Origin of the sequence: Bradyrhizobium tropiciagri, from assembly GCF_001189845.1 — a bacterium.
Lineage (GTDB): Bacteria > Pseudomonadota > Alphaproteobacteria > Rhizobiales > Xanthobacteraceae > Bradyrhizobium > Bradyrhizobium tropiciagri.
The window spans coordinates 1-25,243 of the sequence record NZ_LFLZ01000101.1 but is presented as its reverse complement, the minus strand read 5'-3'; the positions used below and the strand labels follow the sequence as shown (position 1 = coordinate 25,243).

At 63.8% G+C, this 25,243-nt stretch carries 29 protein-coding genes and 2 pseudogenes; 13 read left to right on the top strand and 18 right to left on the bottom strand.

Annotated elements, in window-relative coordinates:
* Window positions 1–62: 62 nt before the first annotated feature.
* Entirely contained in the window at window positions 63–1,079 is a 1,017-nt protein-coding gene (locus AKN84_RS40925; protein ID WP_050426025.1) for an NAD(P)H-dependent flavin oxidoreductase, read from the bottom strand.
* A 118-nt stretch (window positions 1,080–1,197) separates the two neighbouring features.
* Between AKN84_RS40925 and AKN84_RS40920 the strand changes: the two genes are divergently transcribed.
* The 3 genes from AKN84_RS40920 (at window position 1,198) to AKN84_RS40910 (ending at window position 3,576) form a co-directional block, all read left to right on the top strand.
* Window positions 1,198–2,088: a LysR family transcriptional regulator gene (locus tag AKN84_RS40920; protein ID WP_050426024.1), complete on the top strand. Its 891-nt coding sequence runs from the start codon at window positions 1,198–1,200 to the stop codon at window positions 2,086–2,088.
* 76 nt (window positions 2,089–2,164) lie between these two features.
* The gene (gene ruvX / locus AKN84_RS40915; RefSeq protein ID WP_050426023.1) at window positions 2,165–2,647 is read left to right on the top strand and encodes a Holliday junction resolvase RuvX; all 483 of its coding nucleotides are present in this window, start codon (window positions 2,165–2,167) and stop codon (window positions 2,645–2,647) included.
* Window positions 2,648–2,649: 2 nt separating this feature from the next.
* Window positions 2,650–3,576 carry an AEC family transporter gene (locus AKN84_RS40910; protein WP_050426022.1) on the top strand — a complete coding sequence of 309 codons (927 nt, stop codon included), beginning with the start codon at window positions 2,650–2,652 and terminating at the stop codon, window positions 3,574–3,576.
* A 35-nt stretch (window positions 3,577–3,611) separates the two neighbouring features.
* Here AKN84_RS40910 and AKN84_RS40905 read toward each other — a convergent pair whose 3' ends face one another.
* On the bottom strand, window positions 3,612–4,193 hold the full coding sequence (locus AKN84_RS40905; protein WP_128971626.1) for a hypothetical protein: 582 nt from the start codon (window positions 4,191–4,193) through the stop codon (window positions 3,612–3,614).
* Between the two features lie 267 nt (window positions 4,194–4,460).
* Here AKN84_RS40905 and AKN84_RS40900 point away from each other — a divergent pair, with 267 nt between their 5' ends.
* Window positions 4,461–4,646 (top strand): hypothetical protein, encoded by a 186-nt coding sequence (locus AKN84_RS40900; protein WP_050426020.1) that lies wholly within the window; start codon window positions 4,461–4,463, stop codon window positions 4,644–4,646.
* Window positions 4,647–4,670: 24 nt separating this feature from the next.
* Here the strand turns inward: AKN84_RS40900 and AKN84_RS50920 are convergent, their stop codons facing one another.
* The 10 genes from AKN84_RS50920 to AKN84_RS40860 all read right to left on the bottom strand — a co-directional run bounded on the left by AKN84_RS50920 (window position 4,671) and on the right by AKN84_RS40860 (window position 12,055).
* On the bottom strand, window positions 4,671–5,309 hold the full coding sequence (locus AKN84_RS50920) for an ABC transporter substrate-binding protein (protein ID WP_430649971.1): 639 nt from the start codon (window positions 5,307–5,309) through the stop codon (window positions 4,671–4,673).
* Window positions 5,216–5,881 carry an ABC transporter substrate-binding protein gene (locus AKN84_RS50915; RefSeq protein WP_430649970.1) on the bottom strand — a complete coding sequence of 222 codons (666 nt, stop codon included), beginning with the start codon at window positions 5,879–5,881 and terminating at the stop codon, window positions 5,216–5,218. Before AKN84_RS50915 ends, AKN84_RS50920 begins: the two co-directional genes overlap by 94 nt.
* A 227-nt stretch (window positions 5,882–6,108) precedes the next feature.
* Window positions 6,109–6,864 carry a hypothetical protein gene (locus AKN84_RS46880; RefSeq protein WP_128971625.1) on the bottom strand — a complete coding sequence of 252 codons (756 nt, stop codon included), beginning with the start codon at window positions 6,862–6,864 and terminating at the stop codon, window positions 6,109–6,111.
* Window positions 6,865–6,887: 23 nt separating this feature from the next.
* Window positions 6,888–7,394, bottom strand: a complete 507-nt coding sequence (locus AKN84_RS40885) for a CPBP family intramembrane glutamic endopeptidase (RefSeq protein WP_244485753.1) — start codon at window positions 7,392–7,394, stop codon at window positions 6,888–6,890.
* A gap of 8 nt (window positions 7,395–7,402) precedes the next feature.
* A complete protein-coding gene (locus AKN84_RS46875) occupies window positions 7,403–7,651 on the bottom strand; it encodes a hypothetical protein (RefSeq protein WP_128971624.1) in 249 nt (82 codons plus the stop codon).
* A 66-nt stretch (window positions 7,652–7,717) separates the two neighbouring features.
* Window positions 7,718–8,488, bottom strand: a complete 771-nt coding sequence (locus AKN84_RS40880) for a CPBP family intramembrane glutamic endopeptidase (RefSeq protein WP_050426027.1) — start codon at window positions 8,486–8,488, stop codon at window positions 7,718–7,720.
* Window positions 8,489–8,498: 10 nt separating this feature from the next.
* Window positions 8,499–10,142, bottom strand: a complete 1,644-nt coding sequence (locus AKN84_RS40875; RefSeq protein WP_050426017.1) for an acyl-CoA dehydrogenase family protein — start codon at window positions 10,140–10,142, stop codon at window positions 8,499–8,501.
* 132 nt (window positions 10,143–10,274) lie between these two features.
* Window positions 10,275–10,727, bottom strand: coding sequence for a hypothetical protein (locus AKN84_RS40870; RefSeq protein WP_050426016.1), 453 nt, complete (start codon window positions 10,725–10,727; stop codon window positions 10,275–10,277).
* Between the two features lie 34 nt (window positions 10,728–10,761).
* Window positions 10,762–11,172, bottom strand: coding sequence for a hypothetical protein (locus AKN84_RS40865; protein WP_050426015.1), 411 nt, complete (start codon window positions 11,170–11,172; stop codon window positions 10,762–10,764).
* 130 nt (window positions 11,173–11,302) lie between these two features.
* On the bottom strand, window positions 11,303–12,055 hold the full coding sequence (locus tag AKN84_RS40860; RefSeq protein ID WP_244485754.1) for a M15 family metallopeptidase: 753 nt from the start codon (window positions 12,053–12,055) through the stop codon (window positions 11,303–11,305).
* Window positions 12,056–12,290: 235 nt separating this feature from the next.
* Between AKN84_RS40860 and AKN84_RS40855 the strand changes: the two genes are divergently transcribed.
* The 3 genes from AKN84_RS40855 (at window position 12,291) to plsY (ending at window position 15,374) form a co-directional block, all read left to right on the top strand.
* The gene (locus AKN84_RS40855) at window positions 12,291–13,244 is read left to right on the top strand and encodes an aspartate carbamoyltransferase catalytic subunit (protein WP_026192854.1); all 954 of its coding nucleotides are present in this window, start codon (window positions 12,291–12,293) and stop codon (window positions 13,242–13,244) included.
* Between the two features lie 5 nt (window positions 13,245–13,249).
* Window positions 13,250–14,551, top strand: coding sequence for a dihydroorotase (locus tag AKN84_RS40850; protein ID WP_050426014.1), 1,302 nt, complete (start codon window positions 13,250–13,252; stop codon window positions 14,549–14,551).
* A 226-nt stretch (window positions 14,552–14,777) separates the two neighbouring features.
* Window positions 14,778–15,374, top strand: coding sequence for a glycerol-3-phosphate 1-O-acyltransferase PlsY (plsY, locus tag AKN84_RS40845; RefSeq protein ID WP_050426013.1), 597 nt, complete (start codon window positions 14,778–14,780; stop codon window positions 15,372–15,374).
* Window positions 15,375–15,448: 74 nt separating this feature from the next.
* On the opposite strand, the pseudogene AKN84_RS40840 reads toward plsY, so the two are convergent.
* Window positions 15,449–16,686, bottom strand: a pseudogene (locus AKN84_RS40840) (amidase).
* A 103-nt stretch (window positions 16,687–16,789) separates the two neighbouring features.
* On the opposite strand from AKN84_RS40840, the gene AKN84_RS50525 reads away from it, so the two are divergent.
* Entirely contained in the window at window positions 16,790–16,945 is a 156-nt protein-coding gene (locus AKN84_RS50525) for a hypothetical protein (RefSeq protein ID WP_347337387.1), read from the top strand.
* Window positions 16,946–17,302: 357 nt separating this feature from the next.
* Here the strand turns inward: AKN84_RS50525 and AKN84_RS40835 are convergent, their stop codons facing one another.
* Window positions 17,303–17,545 carry a DUF6471 domain-containing protein gene (locus AKN84_RS40835; protein WP_050426012.1) on the bottom strand — a complete coding sequence of 81 codons (243 nt, stop codon included), beginning with the start codon at window positions 17,543–17,545 and terminating at the stop codon, window positions 17,303–17,305.
* Between the two features lie 105 nt (window positions 17,546–17,650).
* Here AKN84_RS40835 and AKN84_RS40830 point away from each other — a divergent pair, with 105 nt between their 5' ends.
* Entirely contained in the window at window positions 17,651–18,115 is a 465-nt protein-coding gene (locus AKN84_RS40830; RefSeq protein WP_128971620.1) for a hypothetical protein, read from the top strand.
* A gap of 682 nt (window positions 18,116–18,797) precedes the next feature.
* Here AKN84_RS40830 and AKN84_RS40820 read toward each other — a convergent pair.
* Window positions 18,798–19,781, bottom strand: a complete 984-nt coding sequence (locus tag AKN84_RS40820) for an IS1595 family transposase (protein ID WP_050426009.1) — start codon at window positions 19,779–19,781, stop codon at window positions 18,798–18,800.
* A gap of 179 nt (window positions 19,782–19,960) precedes the next feature.
* On the opposite strand from AKN84_RS40820, the gene AKN84_RS40815 reads away from it, so the two are divergent.
* A complete protein-coding gene (locus AKN84_RS40815) occupies window positions 19,961–20,863 on the top strand; it encodes a hypothetical protein (protein ID WP_128971619.1) in 903 nt (300 codons plus the stop codon).
* A 111-nt stretch (window positions 20,864–20,974) separates the two neighbouring features.
* Window positions 20,975–22,006: pseudogene (gene dprA, locus AKN84_RS40810) on the top strand (DNA-processing protein DprA); the annotation flags it as partial.
* Between the two features lie 154 nt (window positions 22,007–22,160).
* Here the strand turns inward: dprA and AKN84_RS40805 are convergent.
* The gene (locus AKN84_RS40805; protein ID WP_050426007.1) at window positions 22,161–22,616 is read right to left on the bottom strand and encodes a winged helix-turn-helix transcriptional regulator; all 456 of its coding nucleotides are present in this window, start codon (window positions 22,614–22,616) and stop codon (window positions 22,161–22,163) included.
* Window positions 22,617–22,657: 41 nt separating this feature from the next.
* On the opposite strand from AKN84_RS40805, the gene AKN84_RS40800 reads away from it, so the two are divergent.
* On the top strand, window positions 22,658–23,266 hold the full coding sequence (locus AKN84_RS40800; RefSeq protein ID WP_050426006.1) for an FMN-dependent NADH-azoreductase: 609 nt from the start codon (window positions 22,658–22,660) through the stop codon (window positions 23,264–23,266).
* Between the two features lie 125 nt (window positions 23,267–23,391).
* Here AKN84_RS40800 and AKN84_RS48275 read toward each other — a convergent pair whose 3' ends face one another.
* Both AKN84_RS48275 and AKN84_RS40795 read right to left on the bottom strand, forming a co-directional pair.
* On the bottom strand, window positions 23,392–23,553 hold the full coding sequence (locus AKN84_RS48275; RefSeq protein ID WP_167351903.1) for a hypothetical protein: 162 nt from the start codon (window positions 23,551–23,553) through the stop codon (window positions 23,392–23,394).
* Window positions 23,554–23,761: 208 nt separating this feature from the next.
* On the bottom strand, window positions 23,762–24,535 hold the full coding sequence (locus AKN84_RS40795) for an SDR family NAD(P)-dependent oxidoreductase (RefSeq protein ID WP_050426005.1): 774 nt from the start codon (window positions 24,533–24,535) through the stop codon (window positions 23,762–23,764).
* Window positions 24,536–24,645: 110 nt separating this feature from the next.
* Here AKN84_RS40795 and AKN84_RS40790 point away from each other — a divergent pair, with 110 nt between their 5' ends.
* The gene (locus AKN84_RS40790; protein ID WP_050426004.1) at window positions 24,646–25,122 is read left to right on the top strand and encodes a winged helix-turn-helix transcriptional regulator; all 477 of its coding nucleotides are present in this window, start codon (window positions 24,646–24,648) and stop codon (window positions 25,120–25,122) included.
* Window positions 25,123–25,243: the final 121 nt, after the last annotated feature.

Genomic DNA, 25,243 nt, shown 5'->3' with positions numbered 1-25,243 from the left:
GTGACTTCGATGCGGAAGCATCGAAGTCGGGTGAGGGGTTTCTCTCCGCGGAGACAGACCCCTCATCCGGCGCGGACTTTGTCCGCGCCACCTTCTCCCACAAGGGGAGGAGGTGAAAAGTTGCGCCGGCCCTGCAGCGACTGCTCGGCTTCGGCAACGATACGGCCGACGATTTCGGCCGCGGGAACGATATCATGGATCAGGCCGACGGACTCGCCGGCGAACACTGCGGCAATGTCGAAATTGCCCGCTTCCCTCGCCGCGGCATACTCCACCGCGATCTCGTCGGCGCGCTGCATCAGCTCGATCTCGCGGCCGGACCAGCGCCGCAGATGATCGTTGGCAAGCGAGCGCGCGGTGAATGGCGCCGGCCACATCAGCTTGCGCGACCAGTCCATCACCACGCCACGCACTGTCTCGCCGCTCTTGGCCGCGCGGATCAACTGCTTCGCCTGCTCGAGCGCGTCGGCCTCGACGCTGGCATAGAAGCGCGTGCCCATCAGCACGCCGGAGGCGCCGAGCATCATCATCGCAGCCAGGCCGCGGCCATCGGCGATGCCGCCGGCCGCGACCACAGGCACACGTCCTGCCGCGAAATCGATGATCGCCGGCACGATGTCCATCGTGGTGCGCGACGCACCGTGACCGCCCGCCTCCGTTCCCTGCGCAATCAGGATGTCGGCGCCGCAATCGAGCGCCTCTTGCGCCATCTCCTCATTCTGCACCTGGCAGATCAGAAGCGCGCCTGCGGCTTTGATATCAGGCGCGAACGGCGCGGGATCGCCGAATGACAGCATCACCGCGCGCGGCCGCGCCTGTAGCGCGATGTCCATCAGCTCGGGTTGCTTGGCGAGACTCCAGGTGATGAAGCCGATGCCGAACGGACGGCCGAATTCCTTCAGCTGCGCAGTCTCCGCCTCGAGCCACGCCCTGTCGCCGTAGCCGCCGCCCAGGATGCCGAAGCCGCCCGCGTCGCTCACCGCCTTCACCAGCCGGCTCCCCGTGATCATGGCCATCGGCGCCGCCAGGATCGGGTGTTCGATGCCCAGACGCGCCGTCAATTCGGTGCTGATCGGCATGCGTTTGCTCCCTGTTCTGGACTTGCTGTTCTGGACTCCAAGCCTACGCGGGCCTAACATTCTCGGATAATGAATACTAGAGAACGCAGCCATCTCTAAATTGAAACGGTGGTCCCAGATGGAATTGACCGACCTGCTCACCTTTTCCACGGTCGCCCGGCTCGGCGGCATCACCCGGGCCGCCGACGAACTGAATACGGTGCAGTCCAACGTCACCCAGCGCATCAAGGCGCTGGAGGCCGAGATCGGCACGGCGCTGTTCGAGCGCCACAGCCGCGGCATGTCGCTGACCGGCGCCGGACGTCGCCTGCTGCCGTATGCCCAGCGCATTGCTGCGCTGTCGCGCGAAGCCGTGCTCGCCGCGCGCGACGATGGCGAGCCGAGGGGACCGCTGTCGATCGGCTCGATGGAGACGACCGCCGCTGTGCGGCTGCCGGTGCTGCTTGCCGAGTTTCACCGCCGTTACCCCGCGGTGCGCCTGACGCTGCGCACCGCGCCGACCGCCGATCTCGTCGCCACCGTGCTTGACGGCTCGCTCGATGGCGCCTTCGTCGCCGGTCCGATCGAGCACGCCGAACTGTCAGCGACATCGGCCTTCACCGAGGAACTGGTGCTCGTCACCGCGCAGCGCTGGAAGTCGCTCGCCGCCTTGCGCGCCGGCACACCGGAGTCGGGCCCCACCGCGCTGGTGTTCCGCACCGGCTGCACCTACCGGCAGCGCCTCGAACAGGTGTTCACCGAGTTCGGCTGGCCGTCGGCCGCGCGCTTCGAACTCGGCACGCTGGACGGCATGGTCGGCTGCGTCGCCGCCGACATGGGCGTGACGCTCTTGCCGCGCGCGGTCGTCGAGCGCGACCACGTCCAGCGCGACGTGAATATCCACAAGCTCAATCCGCAGCATGCGCAGGTCGAAACGCTGTTCATCCAGCGCCGCACCGCGCACCAGTACAGTCCGTTGCAGGGGCTTGTCGCATGCCTTGGTGGCGACGATCGGGTGATCGCCGCCTGATCGGCGTTTTTCGCATGGACAGCCGCCCGCACCCGGGCTTTGCCTCGGCGCGCGGGCGCGTGCTAAGCGCAAGGTCATGCCCGCCCCTATCCTTCCCCTGATCGAAGCCGCGCCGCACTGGCCCGACCGCGGCGCGCTCGTTGGCCTCGACCTCGGCACCAAGACCATCGGCGTTGCCGTCTCCGATCCGGACCGGCGGCTCGCGACCGGCGTCGAGACCATCCAGCGCAAGCAGTTCAAGGTGGACGCGGCGCGGCTGCTCGCGATCGCGGCCGAGCGCAATGCCGTTGGCTTCGTGCTGGGCCTGCCGATCAACATGGACGGCAGCGAAGGCCCGCGCGCGCAATCGACCCGGGCCTTTGCCCGCAACCTCTCAAACCTCACCGCGCTGGCGATCGGACTGTGGGACGAGCGGCTGTCGACCGCGGCGGTCGAACGCGAATTGATCGGGATGGATGTCAGCCGCGCCCGCCGCGCCGAGGTGATCGACGAGCACGCCGCGATCTTCATCCTGCAGGGCGCACTCGACCGGCTCGCGAAGCTGCGCGGGGACCGCTGACGATGGCCGTGGTGATCGCGGCGCTGTTGCCGGTGTTTTTGCTGATCGTCCTCGGTTTCGTCCTGAAGCGCACGCTGATGCGGCTCGATACGCAATGGCACGGGCTGGAGCAGCTCACCTACTACGTGCTGTTCCCGGTGCTGCTGGTGCAGACGCTGGTCAAGGCCGACCTGACCAAGGTACCGGTCGCCGGTGTCGGCGGCGCGCTGTTGCTCGCGGCGCTCGTGATGTGCCTGCTCTGTCTTGCGCTGCGGACCGCGCTTGCCCGTGCCGGCGTCGACGGCCCCGCCTTCACCTCGATCTTCCAGGGTGCGACGCGCTGGCAGACCTATGTCGCGCTGTCGGTGTCGCGCAATCTCTATGGCAGCACAGGACTTGCGCTCGCCTCTGTCGCAATGGTCGCCATCATCCCGCTGGTCAATGTCTTCAGCGTCGCCGTGCTGGCGAAATATGCCTCCTCGAAGAAGCGGTCTGCCGGTGCCGTCGTGATGACGATCGTCAAGAACCCGTTGATCTGGGCCTGCGTGATCGGGCTCGTCATCAACGTCGCGCGCATCCCGCTGCCGCAGATCTGGCACGATGTCGCCGACGCGCTCGGCGGCTCGTCGCTGGCGATCGGCCTGCTCGTGACCGGCGCCGGGCTGCATCTGGAAGGCATCTTCCGTCCCAGCCTCGCCGCCAGCATCGCGCTGGTGCTGAAGCTGGTTCTGATGCCCGTGCTCACGGTCGCGCTCGCGGTGTGGTTCGGCGTCACCGGCGCCAACCTCGCCATCGTCGCCGCCTGCGCCGCGGTGCCGACCTCGCCGTCAGCCTATGTGCTGGCGCGCCAGATGGGCGGCGACGCCCCGCTGCTCGCCCAGATCATCACGCTGCAGACGATCCTCGCCGCAATCACGATGCCGATCGTGATCGCCGCGGTCGGGCCCTAGGCGCGCACGCGCAAATCGGCGCGTCCACGCGAACTTCACCACTCCGGCTGTGGACTCCCTGCCCGCCAGGGGGCGATCGGCTGGAACACCAGGCGCCCGACGAGCTTCAGGCTCGGAATGACCGAGTAGAAGGCGAGCGCGCCGATCACGAACCCGATCAGCACGGAGAGCGTTTGCGTCCGGATGGTCGGGTAGAACACGACCAGGAGAAGCACGACTTCGGCGAAGTAGAGCGGCACCGACGACAGCCCCGGATTGGGCCGAAAACCCGCATTGTTGAGCGCGATGTGCGAGAACCAGCCGTCCGACAGCCGGCACCCGATGATCGCGCCGAGGCAGCCGAACGCTAGCGGCGTTTGCCAGAGCACCGTGCCGGCAATTCCGAGCAGGCCTACGATCCACAGTGCGATGGTCAGGCCGCCGAAGAACGAGATCTGACCGAAGCCGTCGGGTATCTTCACCCCGGCGATCGCGCCGAAATAGCGCCACAGCTGGCCTTTGCGCTCCTGCAAGGAGTGCAGCAGCGTCAACGCCAGGTCGATGATCTGCAAGACCGCCAAGGTCACGACCGTAGCGCTTGAACCAAGTATCCAGATGTTCTGCAAATTCTCGTCCATCTGCATCACCCTGCGAAAGAGCCAAGTGAAGGATAAGAATCGCGGCGTGTCGCCTGGCCTTCCGCCGCGCGGTATTTGGACAGCTTAGCGCGGAGCCTCGCGTGGAGTTTGGATTTTGTGAAGGTCCGAAACGGTCATCAACCGGTTCGATCGGGCCACCATTGCCCGCCGGGAGCGCTGTCCTGATCAGGAGACGTGCAGCTACAAATTAGGACGCGCGCGGGTTGCGGGAATCAGCAATGATCGTTCCGCTAGGGAACGTGACCAATGCGTGCCAACAGATTCAAGAGCTGGACCGAGAACGAAGAGCGGCTGCTGGTTGCGCTGCACGAATCCGGGATGAACCACCGGCTGATCGCGCTCAAGCTGCGCCGGACCGAGGCCGGGGTCGATAACCGGCTCGCGCAGATCATCCACCGGCCGCGACCGGCCGAGGACGGGTCTCGCGCCTGACCGTCGTCGCGCTGCTGATGACAGCTATTTCCTGCGCGCGTCGGTGAACGCCGTATCGAGCACATCGCCGATCGGCTGCCAGCTGCGGCCATCGAATTGAAGCAACCGCAATTGCTCGACCGGTCGAAAGTGACCGGTGTTGATCCTGATGCCCGGGAGCAAAGCGGATGCCTGATAATCCCTGATCGCCGCGGCCTGCCTCATGACGTTTTCGCGCGACAGATCGTTGCCGCATTGCTTGAGCACCTGGACCATCGTTTCGGCGGCGGCATAGCCATAGACGGCGGCAGCGTCGTCCTTGCCGCCGGCTTTGGTATATTTGTCCAGGAAGCTGTGCCAGGCGCCCTGATCTTCGCTCCAGGCCGGATCGCTCGCGTCCTTCAGGAAGGCGGCGGTGATGACGCCGGTCGCATTCTCGGTGCCGGCCGGCTTGAGCACCGTCTCGATCGATGACGCCATCTGGTTCACGACAAACACCGGCCGCCAGCCATGGTCGGCCGCCGCCCGGATCACCTTGGCGGCATTCTCCGGCACGCCGGCAAACACGAAGACCTCGGCGCCGGATTGCTTCAGGATCGATATGTGGCCATCCAGATGCTGATCGTCGACATCATAGGCGATGTCGACCCTGATGTTGTGGGCGACGTCGCCCAGCCCCTGCACCAGCCCCTTGAACAATTCACGCCGAACTGGTCATTCTCCCAAAGCGCCACGATCTTCTTTCCGGGATAGAAGGCCTGGATGTAGTTGGCGTAGATCCGCCCCTCCTCGCGGTATGATGGCTGCCAGCCCATGGTCCACGGATAGGCCGACGGCTCGCTGAAGTCCTGATCGCCGGAGGCAACGAAAAGCTGGGGGACCTGCCGTTCGTTGAGATACTTCCGCACGGCGAGATTGTCCGGCGTCCCGAACGAACCGAACATCAGGAGCACATTGTCGGTCTCGACGAGAATGCGCGTGAGATCCATGGCATTGGAGGCATCCGACAGATCGTCGTAGGACATGAAGCGGATCTTGCGGCCGCCAACTCCGCCGCGTTCGTTGATCATGTCGAAATAGGCGGCTTCGGCCTTGCCGATCTGGCCGAAGATTTCCAGCGCGCCGCTATACGGCATCAGATTGCCGATCCGGATTTCGGTATCGGTCACGCCCTGGTCGCGCACCTGCTGCGTGATGGCGCCGAGCGACACCAGCGCGACGACGCTGGCCAGAAGAGTTCGGAACAACGTAGCCATGGGAAGAGCTCGCACGACGGCAGCCGCCGCTGCCTGGTTTCGATCGGGCCCGCGCTCGTTCATTGATCTAGATCATAGCACTTTGGTGGGGGCGCTTGCATCCTCTTCGTCAAGTTCCCGACGGTCGGCGACGCGCCACAGCTCGTTCGGCTCGCCTCGCTGCAGACGATTTTGGCGCCGATCACGGTGCCGATCGTGATGGCGGCCGTGGGGCTATAGGCGCGCCTTCACAAATAGCGGCGTTCTCCAGCCCGGACCCAATGCTGTTCAAATTGCACGGGCATTGAAGGGACGGAGAGCGGCACGCTCAGCGCGTCAGAGATTGCAATTTCGCAACGGTCTGAACCGTCAGCATACACAAGCGTTCCTTGCGAAATCCTCAGCGTGAATTTCGAATCCCGTTGTTGTTCATTGGACCATCTCTCCAAGGCCGCAACGCTTTCCGGCGTCGCAAATCCTTGAAACGCCTTGATCCTGGGAATGAGGTGCTTGATCCCAAGCACTCTCGAAAAAATAACATCAGCGAGGACCGCGACCCAAACATCAGCCTCGCTTGACAGATCACTCGTACGGTCAATGAGCATCTGAAGCCCGCGCATGCCACCGTGCACCATTCGATGAAAATTTGGAGGAAATGGCGAGAACAGCAGATACCCCGGCAGATCGTAGCGCATGTTGCCGCCATGTGTTCGCCGCCATGGCCAAGGGCAGTCTTGGCCCGCGTCACTTGAACGAAGGAGGAGCGCGCCCTTTGTTTCGCGTATGACCGGCAAGAAATTTCTCGCGGGCGATCGACGAATCGCATTGTGAAGCTGTGCGATTGCAAGAGCAACCGGAGCTGCTTTGGCCAACTCGTCGATAGCCATGGACAGGTAATGACTGTTCTGGCGGATGTAGTCCTCCGCCAAGACCCGGTTTAACCTATGAAGGTGATGGCGATAGGCTCGCATATGCGAGTCGTAGGCATCGGTTGGATCAGGCATCAATCATCCACCATTCGATGGGCCTAAACGTAGGGCCCCGTCACGAAGGAGATGTAAGTGTTGAGTGCGGAATGGATCATGACCGTCAACCAGGTTGAGTTGCTGCGCCAACGGCAATAGCCCAGACCCAATCCCATCCCGAATATCTCCAACTTCCCATAGACGTCATACTGTGTGTGGGTCATCGCCCAGACGGCGGCGGTTAGAACGATCGCTCCAATCGGACCGAGGAACGACTCTGACCAACCGCGATACAAGAAGCCGCGGATGATGAACTCCTCCATGACGGGTCCTGCAAGACAGGTACCAATGAGCAGGATCAGCAAGCCGCCCGCTCCCCCGACCACGTAAAAGCGCTGGTCATCGAACGCCGAGCCGTCGTCGCTGACACACCATTTAATGATCGCTTCAACAAGCAGAATGCCGGCGAAGATAGCAAAGGCACGCATCGCTTCGGCCGTGGTCGGCCAGTTGAGCGCAAGATATTCGGCGAACCCGCGGCGAGCCTTCCGGATCGCGATCCAGAGCACGGCGATCGTTAGCGGGCTCGCGATGACGAGGCCTCCGCCGTACCATCGCCCTTGGGCGGCGAAATCCCGCAATTGAGCCGGCGACATCCTGCTACGCCGTCTTGCACCGTGATGATGATCGTCATGGCCCAACCTCCAGCCAGCGTAAAAACGCCGTAGGCGATCAGGGTGACGAGCGCCGTCTCCCAGAAGTCCCAGGTCCGCCGCGGCGGCGCCGATGTAGGGATCCGCTCGCCGGTATTCTCGAAGTTCGACATGCTGGATTTTTCTGCAACAATTTTGCAGCGAAGGTGGACCTGAGCTCAACCTAACATATCGGACGATTAGCCCGCCAGCCACCAGGTCTGGATCGTCGCCGCAAGGTTGTTCAGCCCGTGCAGCAGGATGGTCAGCCAGGTCGAGCCGGTGCGGAAGCGCAGATAGCCGAACAGAAGTCCGATCGTCAGCACCTGGCAGAGGAAGAACCAGTCGTACTGGAGATGCATGATGGTCCAGACCAGCGATGACAGCAGGATCGCGCCGTACGGGCCGAGCGCGGATTCCGACCAGCCGCGATAGAGCCAGCCGCGCGCGAACAGTTCCTCCCACAGCGGCGCAGCCCCGGCGAAGGCGATCACCAGGAGCCACAGCGCGCTGTGCTCCTGCGCCGATTTCAGCACGTCGCCCATGAAGCCCGGCGTCACCTCGCGCCCCGCGGCGCGCGACACCATGTCCCAGGCGCCGACCAGCACGATGAGCGCGACGATGCCGATGATCACGTTCTTCCACGACGTCCCGCGCAGCCCGAGATAATCGGCGAACGAGATCCGGGTCCGGCGGATCGCGAACCACAGCACCAGCAGCACCATCGGCAGGCCGGCGAGGACCGAGAGCGAGATCGTCAGGCCGTCTGCGACCACATGGGTGATGCCGGCCGCCGACAATTCGCCGCCCTGCGCGATGATGCGGTAGACGATGACAGCGACCTGGCCGAGGAACATCGCGGCGAAGATCAAAAGGCCCCACAGCGCGGTGCCCCAGAACTTCCAGACCCGCGGGGGACGTGGCGGCGCATCGGGAACGGCAGGCGGCGTATCGGGATTGAGAGCGTCCATCAGCAAACCTTCATGGCAGCGCCCGCGCCAGCAGCGCGCGCTGATCGGCATCGGACAGGTCCACCGCGCCGTACATGCCGGCGTGGCGTTCGGCAAGCCGTGTCGCTGCGAACAGTTCGGCATTGTCAGGCGAGACCTGGTTGAGCGCCGCTGCCGCCGCCAGCAGCGCCAGCTTCTCGACCGCAAGCCGCGCGATGCGCTCGCTGTCCGGGCGGCGGAACGCTTGACCGATCGACGCAACCGCCTCAACGGCGCCCGGCAGGCCCCTGGTCTCGTCGGCGAGTGCACGCAACACCGCGAGCGCGGCATCGGCCTCGCGGCCGAGCGCACGCAACACGTCGAGGCACATCACGTTCCCTGAGCCTTCCCAGATCGCGTTGACCGGCGACTCCCGATAATGCCGCGCCAAAATGCCCTCCTCGACATAGCCATTGCCGCCGAGGCATTCCATCGCCTCATAGAGGAAGCCAGGCGCGCTCTTGCAGGTCCAGTATTTGATCGCCGGCGTCAGCAGCCGCATGTAGGTCGCCTCGCCTGCATCGCCGGGCGCGCGATCGAAGGCGCGGCACAGCCGCATCACCAGCGCGACGGACGCCTCGACATGCAGCGCCATGTCGGACAGCACCGCCTGCATCAGCGGCTGGTCGGCGAGATGCTTCTGGAACACGCTGCGATGCCGCGCGTGATTGAGCGCATGCGCCAGCCCCGAGCGCATCAGGCCGACGGATGCGATCGCGCAATCCTGCCGCGTCAGTTGCACCATCTGGATGATGGTGCGGATGCCCTTGCCCTCCTCGCCGATCAATTCGGCATAAGCGCCGTGGAATTCGACCTCGGACGAGGCGTTGGAGCGGTTGCCGAGCTTGTCCTTCAGCCGCTGGAAGTGGATCGCGTTGACGGTGCCGTCCGGCGCAAAGCGCGGCATGAAGAAGCAGCTCAGGCCGCCGTTGGTCTGCGCCAGCACCAGGAACGCGTCGCACATCGGCGCCGACATGAACCATTTGTGCCCGGTGATGCGCCACGCGCCGCCATCGGGCTCGGCGCGCGTCATGTTGGCGCGCACATCGGTGCCGCCCTGCTTCTCCGTCATGCCCATGCCCAGCGTCATGCCGCGCTTGGTCCACCACGGCGCAAAGCTCGGGTCGTACGCGCGCGTGCCGATGACCGGCATCGTCTTCGCCAGGATATCCGGCTGCGAGGCCAGCGCGGCGACCGATGCGCGCGTCATCGTGATCGGGCAGAGATGGCCGGTCTCGACCTGGGAAGCGATGTGGAATTTTGCGGCGCGCACCACCTCGGCCGCGCCGCCGGCCGGCTTGCCGTCCGTGGTCCAGGTCGAATTGTGCACGCCGGCATGGGCGGAGTGCGCCATCAGCTCATGATAGGCCGGATGAAACTCGACCTCGTCGCGGCGATTGCCCCTGGCATCGAAGGTGCGCAGCTTCGGCGTGTTCTCGTTGGCGACGCGGCCGCGCTCCGCCATGACGGCGGAGCCCCAATGCTTGCCGAAATCGGAGAGTTCAGCTGACGCCGACGCGCCGCCATTGGCGGCCACCGCGGCAGCGAGCGGCGCGTCCGCTGTGAACAGGTTGACGTCCTCAAAGGGCGGTGACTGGTTGAAGACGTCGTGGGTGGCGAACGGAGCCTGCGTCATGGTCTCCTCGGCGATTGGTCGCTCTGCGCGCGATGCCGGACAACGGTCTTCGTTGGCGGCAGCAGCGCCGTAACTGGAATCGGGGGATCATAGCCTGCGAGCCGGCGCGGGGCAGCTAAAAGTAGGCGTCCGCTAGATGCTTCCGTGCCTCGGCGCATAGCGGCCGAGCCACCGGTCGACCCAGTCGCTGACGCGGATCCGGTTCGCCTCCTTCTGGGAGGCCTGGACCGGAAAGATGTCGCCGCTGTTCAGCTGCCGGTTATCGGGATAGGCCGCCAGTTGCAGCTTCGACTCATGCGCGGCGCCGTCTACTGGCGAGATGTAGGCGAACCGGACCTCGATCTTGTGCTTGATGTCGGCGCCCTGCCATTTCGGATGGTTGCGCGACAGCAGCTCGACAAGCTCGCAAGGCAACAGATCGGAGGTCGAGCTCCGCGACCCCTCGGTCTTCTCCATGTAGCATTGCTCCTTGACGCTGCTCACGCGCGCGTCGATCGGCCGGAAATTCACCCGCTTGTCGAGTTCGATGTAGGCATAGAGGCCCGCGACGCCGATGGCGATCATCCCGTAGAGCCCCAGACGCATGGTCGAACTCCCATCCTGTCGACCGCTGTGACGGTCAGATCGAACGTGTCATCTCCGCCTTGGTCTTGGAGGCCAGCACCGGCAACACGTCGCCGGCGCGCAGCGGCTTGCCGTTAGGAAAGTAGGACATCTGCAGGCTGGACTGGTGCGTAGCTCCATCGACCGGAGAGACATAGACGACGCGCACCTCGATCTTGTGCATCACGTGATAGCCCTGCCACTTCGGATGTTCCTTCCGCAGCAGCTCGGCAGTTTCGCAGCGAGTCAGGTCGGACGTGAACGTCGTCTTGGTGATGACGCCGCGCTCGACCTTTTCTAGATAGCACTGGTCATTGACGCTGCTGATGCGCGCATCGACGCGCTGATAGTTCGCGCCCTTGTCATACTGGTCGTAGATCGCGATGCCGAACGCACCGACGGCAACAATGACAACAGCCCAACGCATGTTTTTTGCTCCCGCAATGCGCGCACTTGATACCGCCGCAATTAAGGAGTGTTGAACATGCATTCACCTACGTCAGCGATGGCAAGCTTTGTGTTGCCGAGATGCCTTGGATTTGTGGAAAATCCGTCCGCTAGTGCGAGCGGCTGATCGGGAAATCGTAGGCCGCCGCACCCGCCCCCGGCAGCGAGAAGTGCCACCACTCCTTTGAATAGTTCACGAACCCCTGCCCGGCCATCGCCGCGACCAGCGTGCTCCGCCAGCGCCTCTGCACCGGCGTGATCGAGCCCGCAGCGGTGTGGGCCTTGACGTCGGAACAGTCATAGCCGGTGCCCATGTCGACGCTGCCTTCCGGAGCGCGTGCGGCGACCGGCGCAGTGCAGTCGGCATAGTCCTTGGCCGGATCGAACTTGCGCGAATTGTCCGCGGTCAGATCGACCAGCGTGAGATCGACCGCGGCGCCGGTCGAATGACCGGAATGGGTGGCGATATAGCCGAGGCGGAACAAATCCGCCTTCGCGAACGCAGGGTTGTAGCGCCGTTCGGCTGCGGTCTCCTTGCCGTTCCTCGACCACGCCACCATGTCGGCGACCGCGCGGGCCGGTCGGTAGCAATCGAACATCTTCAGCGACAGTTTTTGTCGCGCCAGTTCCCGCTGCACGGCCTTGAGGCGCAGCCCCACGTCCCGCTTCACCACGCATTCCGCCGCGTCATAGCCCGCGATCGGCCGCCCCATGAAATTGTTGGAGGTGGCGTAGCGGATGTCCTGGATGATGGTCGGATCGATGTCGCGCAGGAACGCGAAGCCGCCGGGAAGATTCTGAGCAAAGGCAGGCGAGATCGCCGCCGCGACCAACTCCAGGGCCAGCAATGCGATCACGGCGATTTTCACGGATTCTCGCTCCGCTGTCCTGGCTGCATAGCCGTCCGGGGCACCGCCTGGCGTCCGCTCGGCCTGAGCCTAGCCACCATGTCTTGTTCCGGAAAAACCAGCAAAAGCAAGGCGCGGATCGCCTGGGCATGGCGGCCGAGACGGCGGCGGCATCTTACTCGGGGAAAACTCCTCTGGCCCCTCTTCGCGCTTGCCCCACCGGCCATCCGCGCCTATAGCTCTGGCTTTAATGACCCCATCATTGAAATCGACTTTTGTCCTCGGCCACCGGCATTTGCTGGGCATCGAGGGCCTTTCCGCTGACGACATCACGGGCCTGCTCGACCTCTCCGAGGAGTATGTCGAGCTCAACCGCCAGGTCGACAAGAAACGCGCCAGTCTGCGCGGCCGCACCCAGGTCAATCTGTTCTTCGAGGCCTCGACCCGGACCCAGTCCTCGTTCGAGATCGCCGGAAAACGCCTGGGCGCCGACGTCATGAACATGTCGGTGTCATCGATGTCGACCCGCAAGGGCGAGACCTTGATGGACACCGCGGTGACGCTGAACGCGATGCACCCCGACATCCTGGTGGTCCGCCACCACGCCTCCGGCGCGGTCGAGCTGCTGGCGCGCAAGGTTGACGGTTCCGTGATCAATGCTGGCGACGGCAGCCACGAGCACCCGACCCAGGCGCTGCTCGACGCGCTGACGATCCGCCGCAACAAGGGCCGGCTCGAGGGGCTGACGATCGCGATCTGCGGCGACGTGCTGCATTCGCGCGTCGCGCGCTCCAACATCTTCCTGCTCAACACCATGGGCGCCCGCGTCCGCGTGGTGGCCCCCTCCACGCTGCTGCCACCCGGGATCGAGCGGATGGGCGTCGAGGTCGCGCGCGACATGCGCGAGGGGCTGAACGGCGCCGACATCGTGATGATGCTGCGGCTGCAGCGCGAGCGCATGAACGGCTCCTTCGTGCCGTCATCGGGCGAATATTTCCACTATTTCGGCCTCGACCAGAAGAAGCTCGGCTACGCCAAGCCGGATGCGCTGGTGATGCATCCTGGCCCGATGAACCGCGGTGTCGAGATCGACACCTTCGTCGCCGACGGCGCGCAATCGCTGATCCGTGAACAAGTTGAAATGGGTGTGGCAGTGCGCATGGCGGTGCTGGAAGCGCTCGCCCGCAACCTGCCGAACGCGTGAGACCGATGCTGACCGATCGCCGCCCCATCCTGCTCGCCAACGCCCGCGTCATCGATCCGTCGCGCGACTTCGACGGTCCGGGCGATGTCCTGATCGCCGACGGCGTGATCCGTGACGCCAAGCGCGGCATCGGCGCCGCCGGCGTCCCCGAAGGCACCGACATCGTCAACTGCGCCGGCAAGATCGTGGCCCCCGGCCTGATCGACATGCGCGCCTTCGTCGGTGAACCCGGTGCCAGCCACCGCGAGACCTTTGCGTCCGCCAGCCAGGCCGCCGCCGCCGGCGGCATCACCACCATCATCTGCCAGCCCGACACCTCGCCGGTGATCGACAATTCGGCGACCGTCGACTTCGTGCTGCGGCGCGCCCGCGACACCGCGATCGTCAACATCCACCCGATGGCGGCGCTGACCAAGGGCATGCAGGGCCAGGAGATGACCGAGATCGGTCTCTTGAAGGCCGCCGGCGCGGTCGCCTTCACCGATGGCGACCGCAGCGTCACCAACGCCCAGGTGATGCGGCGCGCGCTGACCTACGCCCGCGACTTCGACGCGCTGATCGTGCATCACACCGAGGACCCGCACCTCGTGGGCGAAGGCGTGATGAACGAAGGCGAGTTCGCCACGCGGCTCGGCCTCGCCGGAATCCCGACCGCCGCCGAGTCGATCATGCTCGAGCGCGATATGCGGCTCGCGGGGCTGACCGGCGGGCGCTATCACGCGGCCTCCCTGACCTCGACCGAGTCGCTGGAGATCCTCAAGCGCGCCCGCGACGCCGGCCACAACGTCTCGGCCTCGGTCTCGATCAACCACGTGACGTTGAACGAGAACGACATCGGCCCCTACCGCACCTTCTTGAAGCTGGCGCCGCCACTGCGCACCGAGGAGGACCGCAAGGCGCTGGTCGCCGCCCTCGCCTCCGGGCTGATCGATGTCGTGATGAGCGATCACAATCCGCAGGACGTCGAGGTCAAGCGGCTGCCGTTCGCGGAAGCGGCGAGCGGCGCGGTTGGCCTGCAGACCATGCTGCCGGCAGCGCTACGGCTGATCCACAATAGCGAGATGGACTTCAAGACGCTGATCCGGGCGATGTCGACCCGGCCGGCGGAACTGCTCGGCCTGCCGGGCGGAACGTTACGTGCCGGTGCGCCAGCCGACGTGATCGTGATCGACGCCGACACCCCCTGGGTGCTCGATCGCGACGATCTCAAATCGCTGTGCAAGAATACGCCGTTCGACGACGCCCGCTTCTCGGGCCGCGTGACGCGGACCATCGTCGGCGGACGCACCGTCTACGAACACGTCTAAATCGGAGTGGAACCTAACGCGCCGCGAGTTGCGACATCGCCTCCATCGTCGTTCCAACGACGATGGCCGCGACGTAAACGACAAAGAAAACCTGCTCCAGCCGCCTGCGAACAGAAGCCATGATAAGCTCCCTCATTTCCACGGCCATGGTGCGGATTGATGGTTAATATTTCATTGATGGATTCGTCCAAATTGGACGGGACCGGCCGTCCAGGGAGCCACCGCGATGTCTGCTGACGCGTTCCTGCCGGTCGCCTTGCTGATCGGCTATCTCCTGGGCTCGATCCCGTTCGGCATGGTCCTCACCCGCCTCGCCGGCACGCAGGACCTGCGCACCATCGGCTCCGGCAATATCGGCGCCACCAACGTGCTGCGCACCGGCCGCAAGGGCCTCGCCGCGGCGACGCTGATCGGCGACATGCTGAAGGGCACGGTCGCCGTCATCATCGCGGGGACGATCGACGGCCCGAACGCGGCAATGCTGGCGGCGCTGGGAGCGTTCCTCGGCCACCTCTTCCCGGTCTGGCTGAAATTCCGCGGCGGCAAGGGTGTCGCGACCTATCTCGGCGTGCTGCTCGGCCTGTTCTGGCCGGCGGCGCTGATCTTTGCCGTGATCTGGCTCGGCACGGCCTACACCACACGCTACTCGTCGCTGTCGGCGCTGATCGCCGCGTTCGTGACGCCGCTGTTCCTGTGGTGGTTCGGCCACAATGCACTCGCCTCGCTGTTCGTCGTGCTGACGTTGCTGTTGTTCTACAAGCACCGCGAGAACATCCAGCGCCTGCAGGCCGGCACCGAAGGCAAGATCGGCGAGAAGAGGTAGCTCGCCGTCATTCCGGGGCTCGCGACTGCGTCGCGCCCTCAGGTGCGCAATAGCGCACCGGGGAATGACGAGATCTATTTCCTCAGCGCGTCCTCGACAAAGCTCGCTGCCGCCAGCGCTTGGCGTCGTCGGCGAAGTCCGCAATCACGGTCACGCCGACGGGCAATCCGCCCTCTGCGGTCAGCGTCGGCACGTTGACGCAGGGCACGCCCATCAAGGTCCAGAGCCGGTTGTAACGGGGATCGCCGGTCGACGTTAGGCCCTTGGGCGCCGCGCCCGGCGCCGACAGCGTCAGCAGCACGTCGACCTCGGTGAGAACAGTGGCGAGCGCCTGCCGCGCGCGCAGCGTGACATCCATCGCCGCGTCGTATTCGGCCGGCGTGCCGCCCTTGCTCTCGTCGAGCCGGCCGCGCAGCAGCGGCGGCATCGCATCGTAGTTCTGCCGGTATTCCCAGGCGAGCGACTGGTGCGCCTCGAACTCCTGCACGTCAGGATGGATCCGCCACGCCTCGGCGATGATGTCGGGCATCGCGAGCTCGCGCACGGTTGCGCCCGCCTGCTCCGCGGCGCGCGCGGCCCTCTGCAACGCCTCGGCGCCGGATGGTTCAGGCGCGCCGGCGAAGGCCTGCGTCACCACGCCGATGCGCGGCGCCGCGAGCTGCGACGGCACCACGAGGTCAGGCCGCCTCGTCATCGCGGCCAATCCTAGCGCGACATCGCGCACACCCGCGCCAAACAGCCCGACAGTATCGAGCGTCCATGAAAAGCACTTCACGCCGACCGTCGGCAGCAGCCGGGAGCTCGGCTTGATCGCGGCGACGCCGCAGAACGAGGCCGGCCGGATCACCGAGCCGCCGGTCTGCGTGCCGAGCGCCAGCGGAATCATCCCGGCGGCGACCGCGGCCGCCGAGCCCGACGACGAGCCACCCGGCGTGTGCGCATGATTATGCGGATTGACCGTCGCGGTCGGATCGTTCGCCGCGAACGCGGTCGTGGTGGTCTTGCCGATGATGGTCGCGCCGGCCTGCTTCAGCGCCATCACGACCGGCGCATCGGCGCGCGGCTGATGGCCGCGGTAGATCGCAGCCCCCATCTCGGTCGGAAAATCGGCGGTATCGATGATGTCCTTGATGCCGACTGCAATACCGCGCAACGGCCCGGCAGTTTGCGCGCGCGCCTTCTCATCGTAGCGGACGAAGGCGCCGATCGCCTTGTCCTGCGCACCGATCGCCTGCAGCGATTGGCCGATGGCCGCTTCAGGCGACAGCGCGCCCTGCTCGATACGCGCTTGGAGGTCGGCAAGTGAGATCATGGGCAGCTTCCCTGGCATTGGCGGCTGCTTTTAGCGCGTTGCGCCGAGCTGCGCCAATGTCGCAGTTGATCACAATCTCAGGTTGGGCGAAGCTGCACCCCGCATGCATGACCGGTCCCCCAGCGCTCCAAAACTCACCGACGCCGAACGGCTCAACCGCCTGCGGCTGATCCGCTCCGACAATGTCGGCCCACGCGGTATTATGGCGCAAACGCCACAAGGTTCATTCGAGAATGAGCCAAGCCACGGCTGCGATTAAGGTTACAAGGGACACCACCGCTACGCTGACAAAGGCTATCTCGATGCCATCGAATTGGCGCTGATCCGTGCGCATCCCCGCCCTCCTATCTAGATAGGAGGGCGGGGACCGGGAGACATAAGCCAATCGGTCAAATGAGCTGTGGCTTCACTGTGCCGCGCCTTTCTCAGGAGTGCTTCCCGCTCTCGACTTGGTGGAAGCTTTCTGGCCTGCTGGCGTAGCTCTTTGGCTTCTAGGGAAAGACGCTCTGCAAGGGAGATAATCTGCTTAACTCGGCGTCGTCGCTTCATGGCTCCTCTCTCCAAAGCTTGACCCGAAAAACGGATTCAAAAAGCATGAAGAGCCAGAAAGGTTCCCCTAAATTTCCTCCAAAACCACTTGCTCAAGCTCTAGCGCCGCAACACACGCGAGAAAGAAGATCGCGGTAAACGATCCTCGCTTGAGCTTCATGGTGATCCCGGCTTCGGTCTCATCCTTGAGGCCATGCTTTTTCAACCGCTTGGCGAGGTCGGCATAGGTCACATTGGCTTTCTTCATTTCCGCCTTGAGGAAGTCGCTGGCGCGTCGGCCCCATTCCTCTTCCGCCTTGGGTAGGACCATGGCATCTCCTATCGATTACGTGAGCTAACAAATATGATAGACCGGCCTTGACTTCCGGTCAAACTCTTCATATCCGTTAGCTATCATATTCGATAGGATGCGGCCATGCGCGGCAGACCGACGAAAGACCCTCATACCCGACCCGCGATCAACACCCTTGAACGCCTCCATATGGAGCTAGGCGGGCAGATACTCGCCAACCGGCAACAGCACGACGCATTGAGCGAGCAGATGCGGCACGTTGAGGCTGTCATCAAGATGCTGGACCCCAGCTACAACCTGGGGCGGATCGCGGTGAAGCGGCGGAAGCCCAACCCGTGGTTCAAGCGCGGCACCCTCTACAGGCGAGCGCTGGACGTGCTCAGAACGGCCACGGAGCCGATGACGGCCACGGAGCTGGCGAAGGCCGTTCTGGCCGCGCATGGAGTCGAGGACGCCACTGGCGACGACGTGCAAGGCATCGCGCTGGGTATCCAGCACAGCCTCAAGAACCATGAAGGCAAAGGCGTGGAGCGGGTTGGCGAGGCCAGCCCGGCTGGGTGGCAGCTATCGAATCACAACCCCAATTGACGGACTCCCCTTAAGATTGAATCATGTCTCCCGGGGTTTGAGAGGGGGCTGGGGATGAATCCCAAGACGTGGAATCGTAAATGGCTATTCTGGCAAGTTGCGGCCCCTATTTTGGGGCCAATACTAATATCTGCCGTAGCGGTACTATTTTGGGAGTCGATTGAACCGGCGTTTAAGACAAGATGGGACGTGATTGTTGATGTAAGTCCTTGGGCTTTAACGTTTTATACGATCACTCTTATAGGGGCCACGATGAACGACCTTTGGCCCAAATTGGGTGACCATCCGACGCTTGGGGTGTCTATTTTGGTGGTCGGATTTTCCGTCGGCCTGTACGCCGCCTTGATTGTAATTCGGCGGCATGACGCAACTTTTGTTCCCGGAACACAGGGATATGCAGTGACTTTAATACTTTTGGGCCTATCTGTAGTATTGTGCCATCAAGCGTCTAGGTCCTAGAGGGAATTGCCATGAGCGAGAAAGCCTCCAAGATGGAAGACTTAGGAGCTGGCGCGGCGGGCGGAGCGGCCCTTGGGTCTGTTATCGGCCTCGCGGTTGGCACTGGTGTATTAGGGCCGATCATTGGTACGGCCATCGGTGCAGCCAGCGGAGCTGCAATCGGCAAAGCTATAGGGGCATTCGGACATTCTTCCGAGACCTCTAAGCCGGACGCCAAGGCTGGCTAGCCGGCAACATGCCGCTGCCAATAGCCCGTAAAGTCCGCCGACTTGCCGCGCTTCAGCGCCAGCCCAGCAATCCGGTTCACCTGATCCCCGTTCGAGACTCTGCGGTTGTCCTCACGCCATGAGGACTCCTGCGCATACCGCAACAGGTACGCGCCAGCGATGTGATGGTGGATGCCGATCTCAGCACGGCGCAGGCGGCTGAAATACTCCTCAGCCTGATTGGTGCAGGCGCCGTCCAAGGAGTAAGCTTCTTGGTGGTTGATTCGTTTCATTTCAAAACGTTCGTGTAATCCATCCCAAGAAGCGGCTTCGTCGGCATGAACGACAGTCCCCTTCGCAATGCGGGCACGAATGAAAGCGGCGGCTTGGCTTTCAGAGCCAAACACTGCTGGCACAGAATTGCCGCCGCGCTCACGGATGACGACGACGACCTTCCGTTTCCCATTTTGATTGCGGGCATATCGGCGATCGCGGCGATATTCTTTCTGGTTTGCTGGTTTTACATAACCTCCAAAATAGCCGCCATCTACTTCAGCCGTTTTGCCTTCGCCGCCGATGACGCGACCCTTCAATTCATCCGCCATTGCCTCGCGCAGCTTGTGTAGGAGGACGAAAGCAGATTTGTAGGACAGACCCAGGTCCCGGCTGAGCGCCAGAGCGGACTTGCCCTTCACCTCGTTGCAGAACACGGCGATGGCCGCCAGATAGCCGCGCAGGGGCAGCTTGTGGCTGGCAAACAGGGTGCCGCTGGTGATGGTGAAGTCCTTCTTGCAGCCCTTGCAGCGGAAGCGCAGGGAGCCGTTCGGGCGGCGGGCTTCGTAAGCCTCCACGGAGCCGCAGGAAGGACAGACAGGAGCGCCATCGGTCGAAGCCCAACGGACGGCCTTGAAGGCCGTCTCGGCTTCCGCATCAGTCATGCGGAAGACCTGAGCTAGGCTCAGGCTCTTTGCCGCTTTGCTGAGGAGGAAGTGTTGGGACACAGCCGCTACCTAACGAATGCGATAGGTAACGAATATGATAGGTTGAGCCTTTGGTCAAGAAATCTATCGTTTTCGTTAGGTCACGAATTCGTTAGATTAGATGCGACGTTTGCCTTTTGGGTGTATTGCGCTCCCGAAACCCCAACAGGCAGTATGGGGTTTTAAGGCGGCGGGGGCCGATGCATCGATTTAGAACGCCTGAACTTTTTCTAGGCTGCTTTCTGACGATTGCCGTTTTTGCGGCTGGAATGCTTTTCGTCAGGCCATATCCCAATCAGCCGACATATCAGGTAGGTGCCGCCGCCTCCCAATCCGAGGGCAAAGAAAAGCAGCCCGAAAGCGACCCAAGCGGATGGTGGGCTTGGTTGTTTAAGGATGCGGCTGGATTCTTCACGTTTGGCTTGGTGGCTGTAGGCGTCGGACAGGCCGTGCTTTTCTTCGTCCAGCTCCGCCTTATGCGCACCGGCATGGACGACGCTAGAATTGCCGCAGAAGCCGCCAAAGCCTCGGCAACCGCCGCCGTCAATCAGACGAAGGCTATGGTTCAGGCCGAAAGGCCATATGTCTTCCTGAAAATCGTCAAACCGGGCCTCAGATTCGATTCCAACAATCGTCGGATCATTCCAGACATCGAGACGGACGGCCGCATTCAATTTCAAATTATTAACGTCGGTCGAACTCCGGCAATGCTGGAGGAGTTCAGGGAACAATATCCAATAACTGGAGACCTCGCCCCGACGCCAATTGACCCGACGAATGATCGGGGTCGATTGTTGCCAGTTGGTGCAATCGCGACAACTGACAGTCCATACCCTCTCGCAACCAATCTGTTCGAACCATGGATCGTACCCGATATTCGAAAATTGATAGACGTCGGTGGTTGGACCGTCTATCGGGCTTTTTTCCAAGGCTTCATCCGTTATTCGGACACTTTCGGAAATCGCTACATTACCGGCTTTCTCGCCGCCTACTCGCCACTCCATGGCGCTTGGACGCTCAGTGGCGGCAAGGAATACAACTACAGCAGGCAAGAGAAGCCGGAAGACATACCTCCGCACCCAAACTACCCGGGCGAGACTTGATGCGGCCCAAGCCGCGCGCCGCAACACGGCGCTTCTCCTAGCTCACGGTACCCTCCCGGAATCTAGGAATCCGACCGGCATGCCGCTTGTGGCGTTTGCGCCATAATACCGGGCCCACGCACCTTTGCATCGCTGCTCCGCCATTTTTGCGATGCGGCGCAGGCGCTGGAACGCCTGCCGGATCTCGCGCGCCGCGGCGGCGCATCGGGCTCCTCGCGCATCTGCAGCGAGGCCGACGCGGCCGCGGAGCTCGCGGCCTGCCGCAAATTCGGCATCGACCTCGTCGCACCGGAGGAAGCGCACTATCCGGCGCGGCTTGCCACCATCGACGATGCACCGCCGCTGCTCGGCGTGCGCGGTGACCGCGACAGTCTGATGCGCCCGATGATCGCGATCGTCGGCTCGCGCAACGCCTCCGGCGCCGGGCTGAAATTCGCAGGCCAGCTGGCGCGCGATCTCGGCGACGCCGGCTTTGTCGTGATCTCGGGCCTCGCCCGCGGCATCGACCAGGCGGCGCATCGCGCGACGGTCGCAAGCGGTACGGTCGCGGTGCTCGCCGGCGGCCACGACAGGATCTACCCGCCGGAGCATGAGGATCTGCTGGCCGCGCTGCTCGCGCAGGGCGCTGCGATCTCGGAGATGCCGCTCGGCCACGTGCCGCGGGCGCGCGACTTCCCCCGCCGCAACCGGCTGATCTCGGGCGCCTCGCTCGGCGTCGTTGTGGTGGAGGCCGCGCACCGCTCGGGATCGCTGATCACGGCGCGGATGGCGGCCGAACAAGGCCGCGAGGTGTTCGCGGTGCCGGGCTCGCCGATCGATCCGCGCGCCGCCGGTGCCAACGATTTGATCAAGCAAGGCGCCACGCTGGTGACTGAAGCTGGCGACGTCATCAACGCGGTCACGCCGATCATGGAGCGGCCGATCATGCTCGCCGCACGTGAAGACGACGAGCCGCTGGACTTTGCCACCGATGGCGGCGATCGCACCCGCGTCATCAATCTGCTCGGGCCGAGCCCGATCAGCCTTGACGACCTGATCCGGATGGCCGACGTCTCACCCGCCGTCGTCCGCGCCGTGCTGCTGGAGCTTGAATTGGCGGGCAAGCTGGAGCGTCACGGCGGCGGGCTGGTGTCGATGATTTAGCCGGCGATGGCGGCTCGCGAAAATCTCACCCCGTCATCCTGAGGAGCGCGTAGCGCGTCTCGAAGGATGCACGGCCCCGCTGGTGGCCGTCTGACCCTTCGAGACGGCCGCGCTGCGGCCTCCTCAGGGTGACGGGTTTAGCGTTCAGGTGCAATCACTCCGCATTCCGCGCGTCAAAATCATTCCGCGCGCCCTCGATCTCCGGGAGATGCGCGAAGGCCCATTCGCCGAGCGCCATGACCGGCACGGCCAGCCCGCGGCCGAGATCGGTCAGCTCGTAGTCGACCCGCGGCGGAATGGTCGGAAACACCGTGCGCGTCACCAGCCCGTCGCGCTCCAGCCCGCGCAAGGTCAGCGTCAGCATGCGCTGCGAAATGCCGTTGATCATGCGCTTCAGTTCGTTGAAGCGGCGCGGTCCGTCGCGCAGCAGCATGATGACCAGCACGCTCCATTTGTCGCCGACGCGCGACAGCACGGAGGCCACGCCGCGGCAATCCTGATGCTCCGCAGGTTGAGCGGCGGGTCGGTTACATGCATGTGCTCGGGTCTCATCGGTGTGCTCGGGTTTCAAAAATGTGCGTTCTTGCGGAGATTTAGGGCGGTCACTCATATAGCGCCAGTTACAAACCTATACCAAAGGTGACCCCTGCCATGAAACTTCTGCACATCGACTCTTCGGTCCTCGGCCCCCACTCCGTCAGCCGCCAGGTCTCCGCCGCCGCCGTCGAGCGGCTGCGCCAGGCCAATCCCGGCCTCGTCGTCAGCTACCGCGACCTCAGCCAGACGCCACTCGCCCACCTCTCCGGCCTGCACCTTGCGGCCAGCCAGGGCGCAGCGCCCGACCCGTCGGTGCGCGACGACATCGCGACCGGCCAGGCGGTGCTGGACGAGTTCCTCGCCGCCGACATCGTGGTGATCGGCGCTCCGATGTACAATTTCACCATTCCGAGCCAGCTGAAGGCCTGGATCGATCGCGTCGTGGTCGCGGGCAAGACCTTCAAATACGGCGCCGGAGGCGTCGAGGGTCTGGCCGGCAACAAGCGCGTCATCATCGCGATCTCGCGTGGCGGCTATTACGGCGCCGACACGCCGATGGCCGCGCTCGAGCACCTCGAGACCTATCTGCGCGGCGTGTTCGGCTTCATCGGCGTCAGGAATCTCGAATTCATCCCTGCCGACGGCATCCAGGTCGGCCCCGAGCATCGCGAAAAGGCGGTCGCAGGCGCGCTGCAGGCCGCGGGCAGCCTGAACGCCGCCTAGTTCCGGACCTGCTGCCGTCCCGCAAGAGCGGGTGGCCCAGTCGTCCAGAGATGGGTGATTGAACCGGCTGGCGCAACGCACTGGATACCCCGCATGCGCGGGGTATCACAGGTCCGGGTAGAGCCTCAGAACCAGACGCCCTGAATGCCGAGGATGACGGCGACGAGCGAAATCAACAGGCCGATGCCGGAAAACAACGCAACCGTCACAAATTGTGTCGTGTCCGAATTTTCGGAATCGGACGAGACAGGGATCGACGTCGAAATGCGGGCGGCTGCTTTCGGCATGACGGCACTCCAAAATGATTCCGTGGTGAAAAAATCCCCGCCCATTCAGGAGTCCGGGGAACACGTCAAAGGTTCAAGCATGGTCCGGAAAACTGCGAACCGGTTTTCCGACGAGATCATGGTTAGACAACGAATCGATAATAGGCGCGAACGAAATCGGCCGGTGTGAAGCGCTTCACACCGGCCGATCGCTACAATGAGAAACAAATTAGCCGCGATAGATCGGCGCGCCGGCGGGCGACGCCGTTGAGCCGCCATCGATGAACAGTTCCTGCCCCTGCACATGGGCCGCGTCGTCGGAAGCCAGGAACAGCACGGTCTTCGAGATGTGATCGGGTTCGCCGATCCGCCCGAGCGGGGTGGTCATGCCGATCCGCTTCTCGAAGGCCTTCTCGGCCTCGGGCGTTGCGATCGCAGCGCCCCAGATCGGCGTACGCACAGCGCCAGGCGCCACCACGTTGACACGGATGTTGCGCGGCGACAGTTCTGACGCCATCACCCGCGCCATCGCGCGCACGCCGGCCTTGCTCGCGGCATAGGCCGAGTAGCCGGGATTGCCGAGCACCGAAATCACCGAGCCGTTGAGGATGATCGACGCGCCGTCGTTGAGATAAGGCGCGACCGCCTGCACGGTGAAGAACACGCCGGTGAGATTGGTGCGGATCACGTTTTCGAATGCGGCGAGTGTGGTGCCGCCGACCGGCGTCTGGCCGGGAATGCCGGCATTGGCGAACAGCACGTCATATTTGCCGAACTTCTCGGCGCCCTGCTTCACTGCTTCTTCCAGCGCCGCGACGTCGGTGGCATCGGCCACCACCGCGAGCGCGTTCGGTCCGAGCTCCTTCGCTGCCGCCGCCAGCGTCTCCTTGTTGCGCCCGGTGATAACGACCTTGGCGCCTTCGGCCACGAACAGCTTTGCTGTCGCGAGCCCGATGCCGCTGTTGCCGCCGGTGATCAACGCCGTCTTGTTTGCCAGTCTCATGTCCGCCTCCAACGTGGTTGCATTATTAAACTTCGTTGCCTACGTAGAGCATCAGGTTTAATATTGCAACCACACAAGGTCGTGATGCCCGAAATTCCTGGAGACAGTCGGTGAAGAGAACCAGCCTTGCAGGCGACAGTTGCCCGGTGGCACGCGCACTCGACGTGTTCGGCGACTGGTGGTCGCTTTTGATCATCCGCGATGCCAGCCTTGGCCGGCGCCGCTTCGGCGAATTCCAGGCCAGCCTCGGGCTTGCAAAGAACATCCTCGCCACGCGGCTGCGCACGCTGGTCGAGCGCGGCATCCTGAAGACGGTCCCCGCCTCCGACGGCAGCGCGTATCAGGAATATGTGCTGACGCCGAAGGGCCACGGCATCTTTCCAATCCTGGTCGCGCTCCGGCAGTGGACCGAGGAATTCGACGAGCATCCGGACGAGATCGCGACCATCATGGTCGACCGCGACAAGGGCAAGCCGGTGAAGAAACTCGCGCTGTTGTCGCAGGACGGCCGCGTGCTGGGCGCCGCCGACACGACGCTGAAGCTGAGGCCAGCTCGGAAGACGGCGCGGCGCCTCGCGACTGCGTAAGTTGGGTGGAGCGCAGGCACTCCACTGCCGTCGTCCTGGCGAAAGCCAGGACCCCATTACCCCAGGCGGTCATTGTTGCGCGCATGCTGGGGCCGCGATCCCCCTCGTCACCAAATGCGGT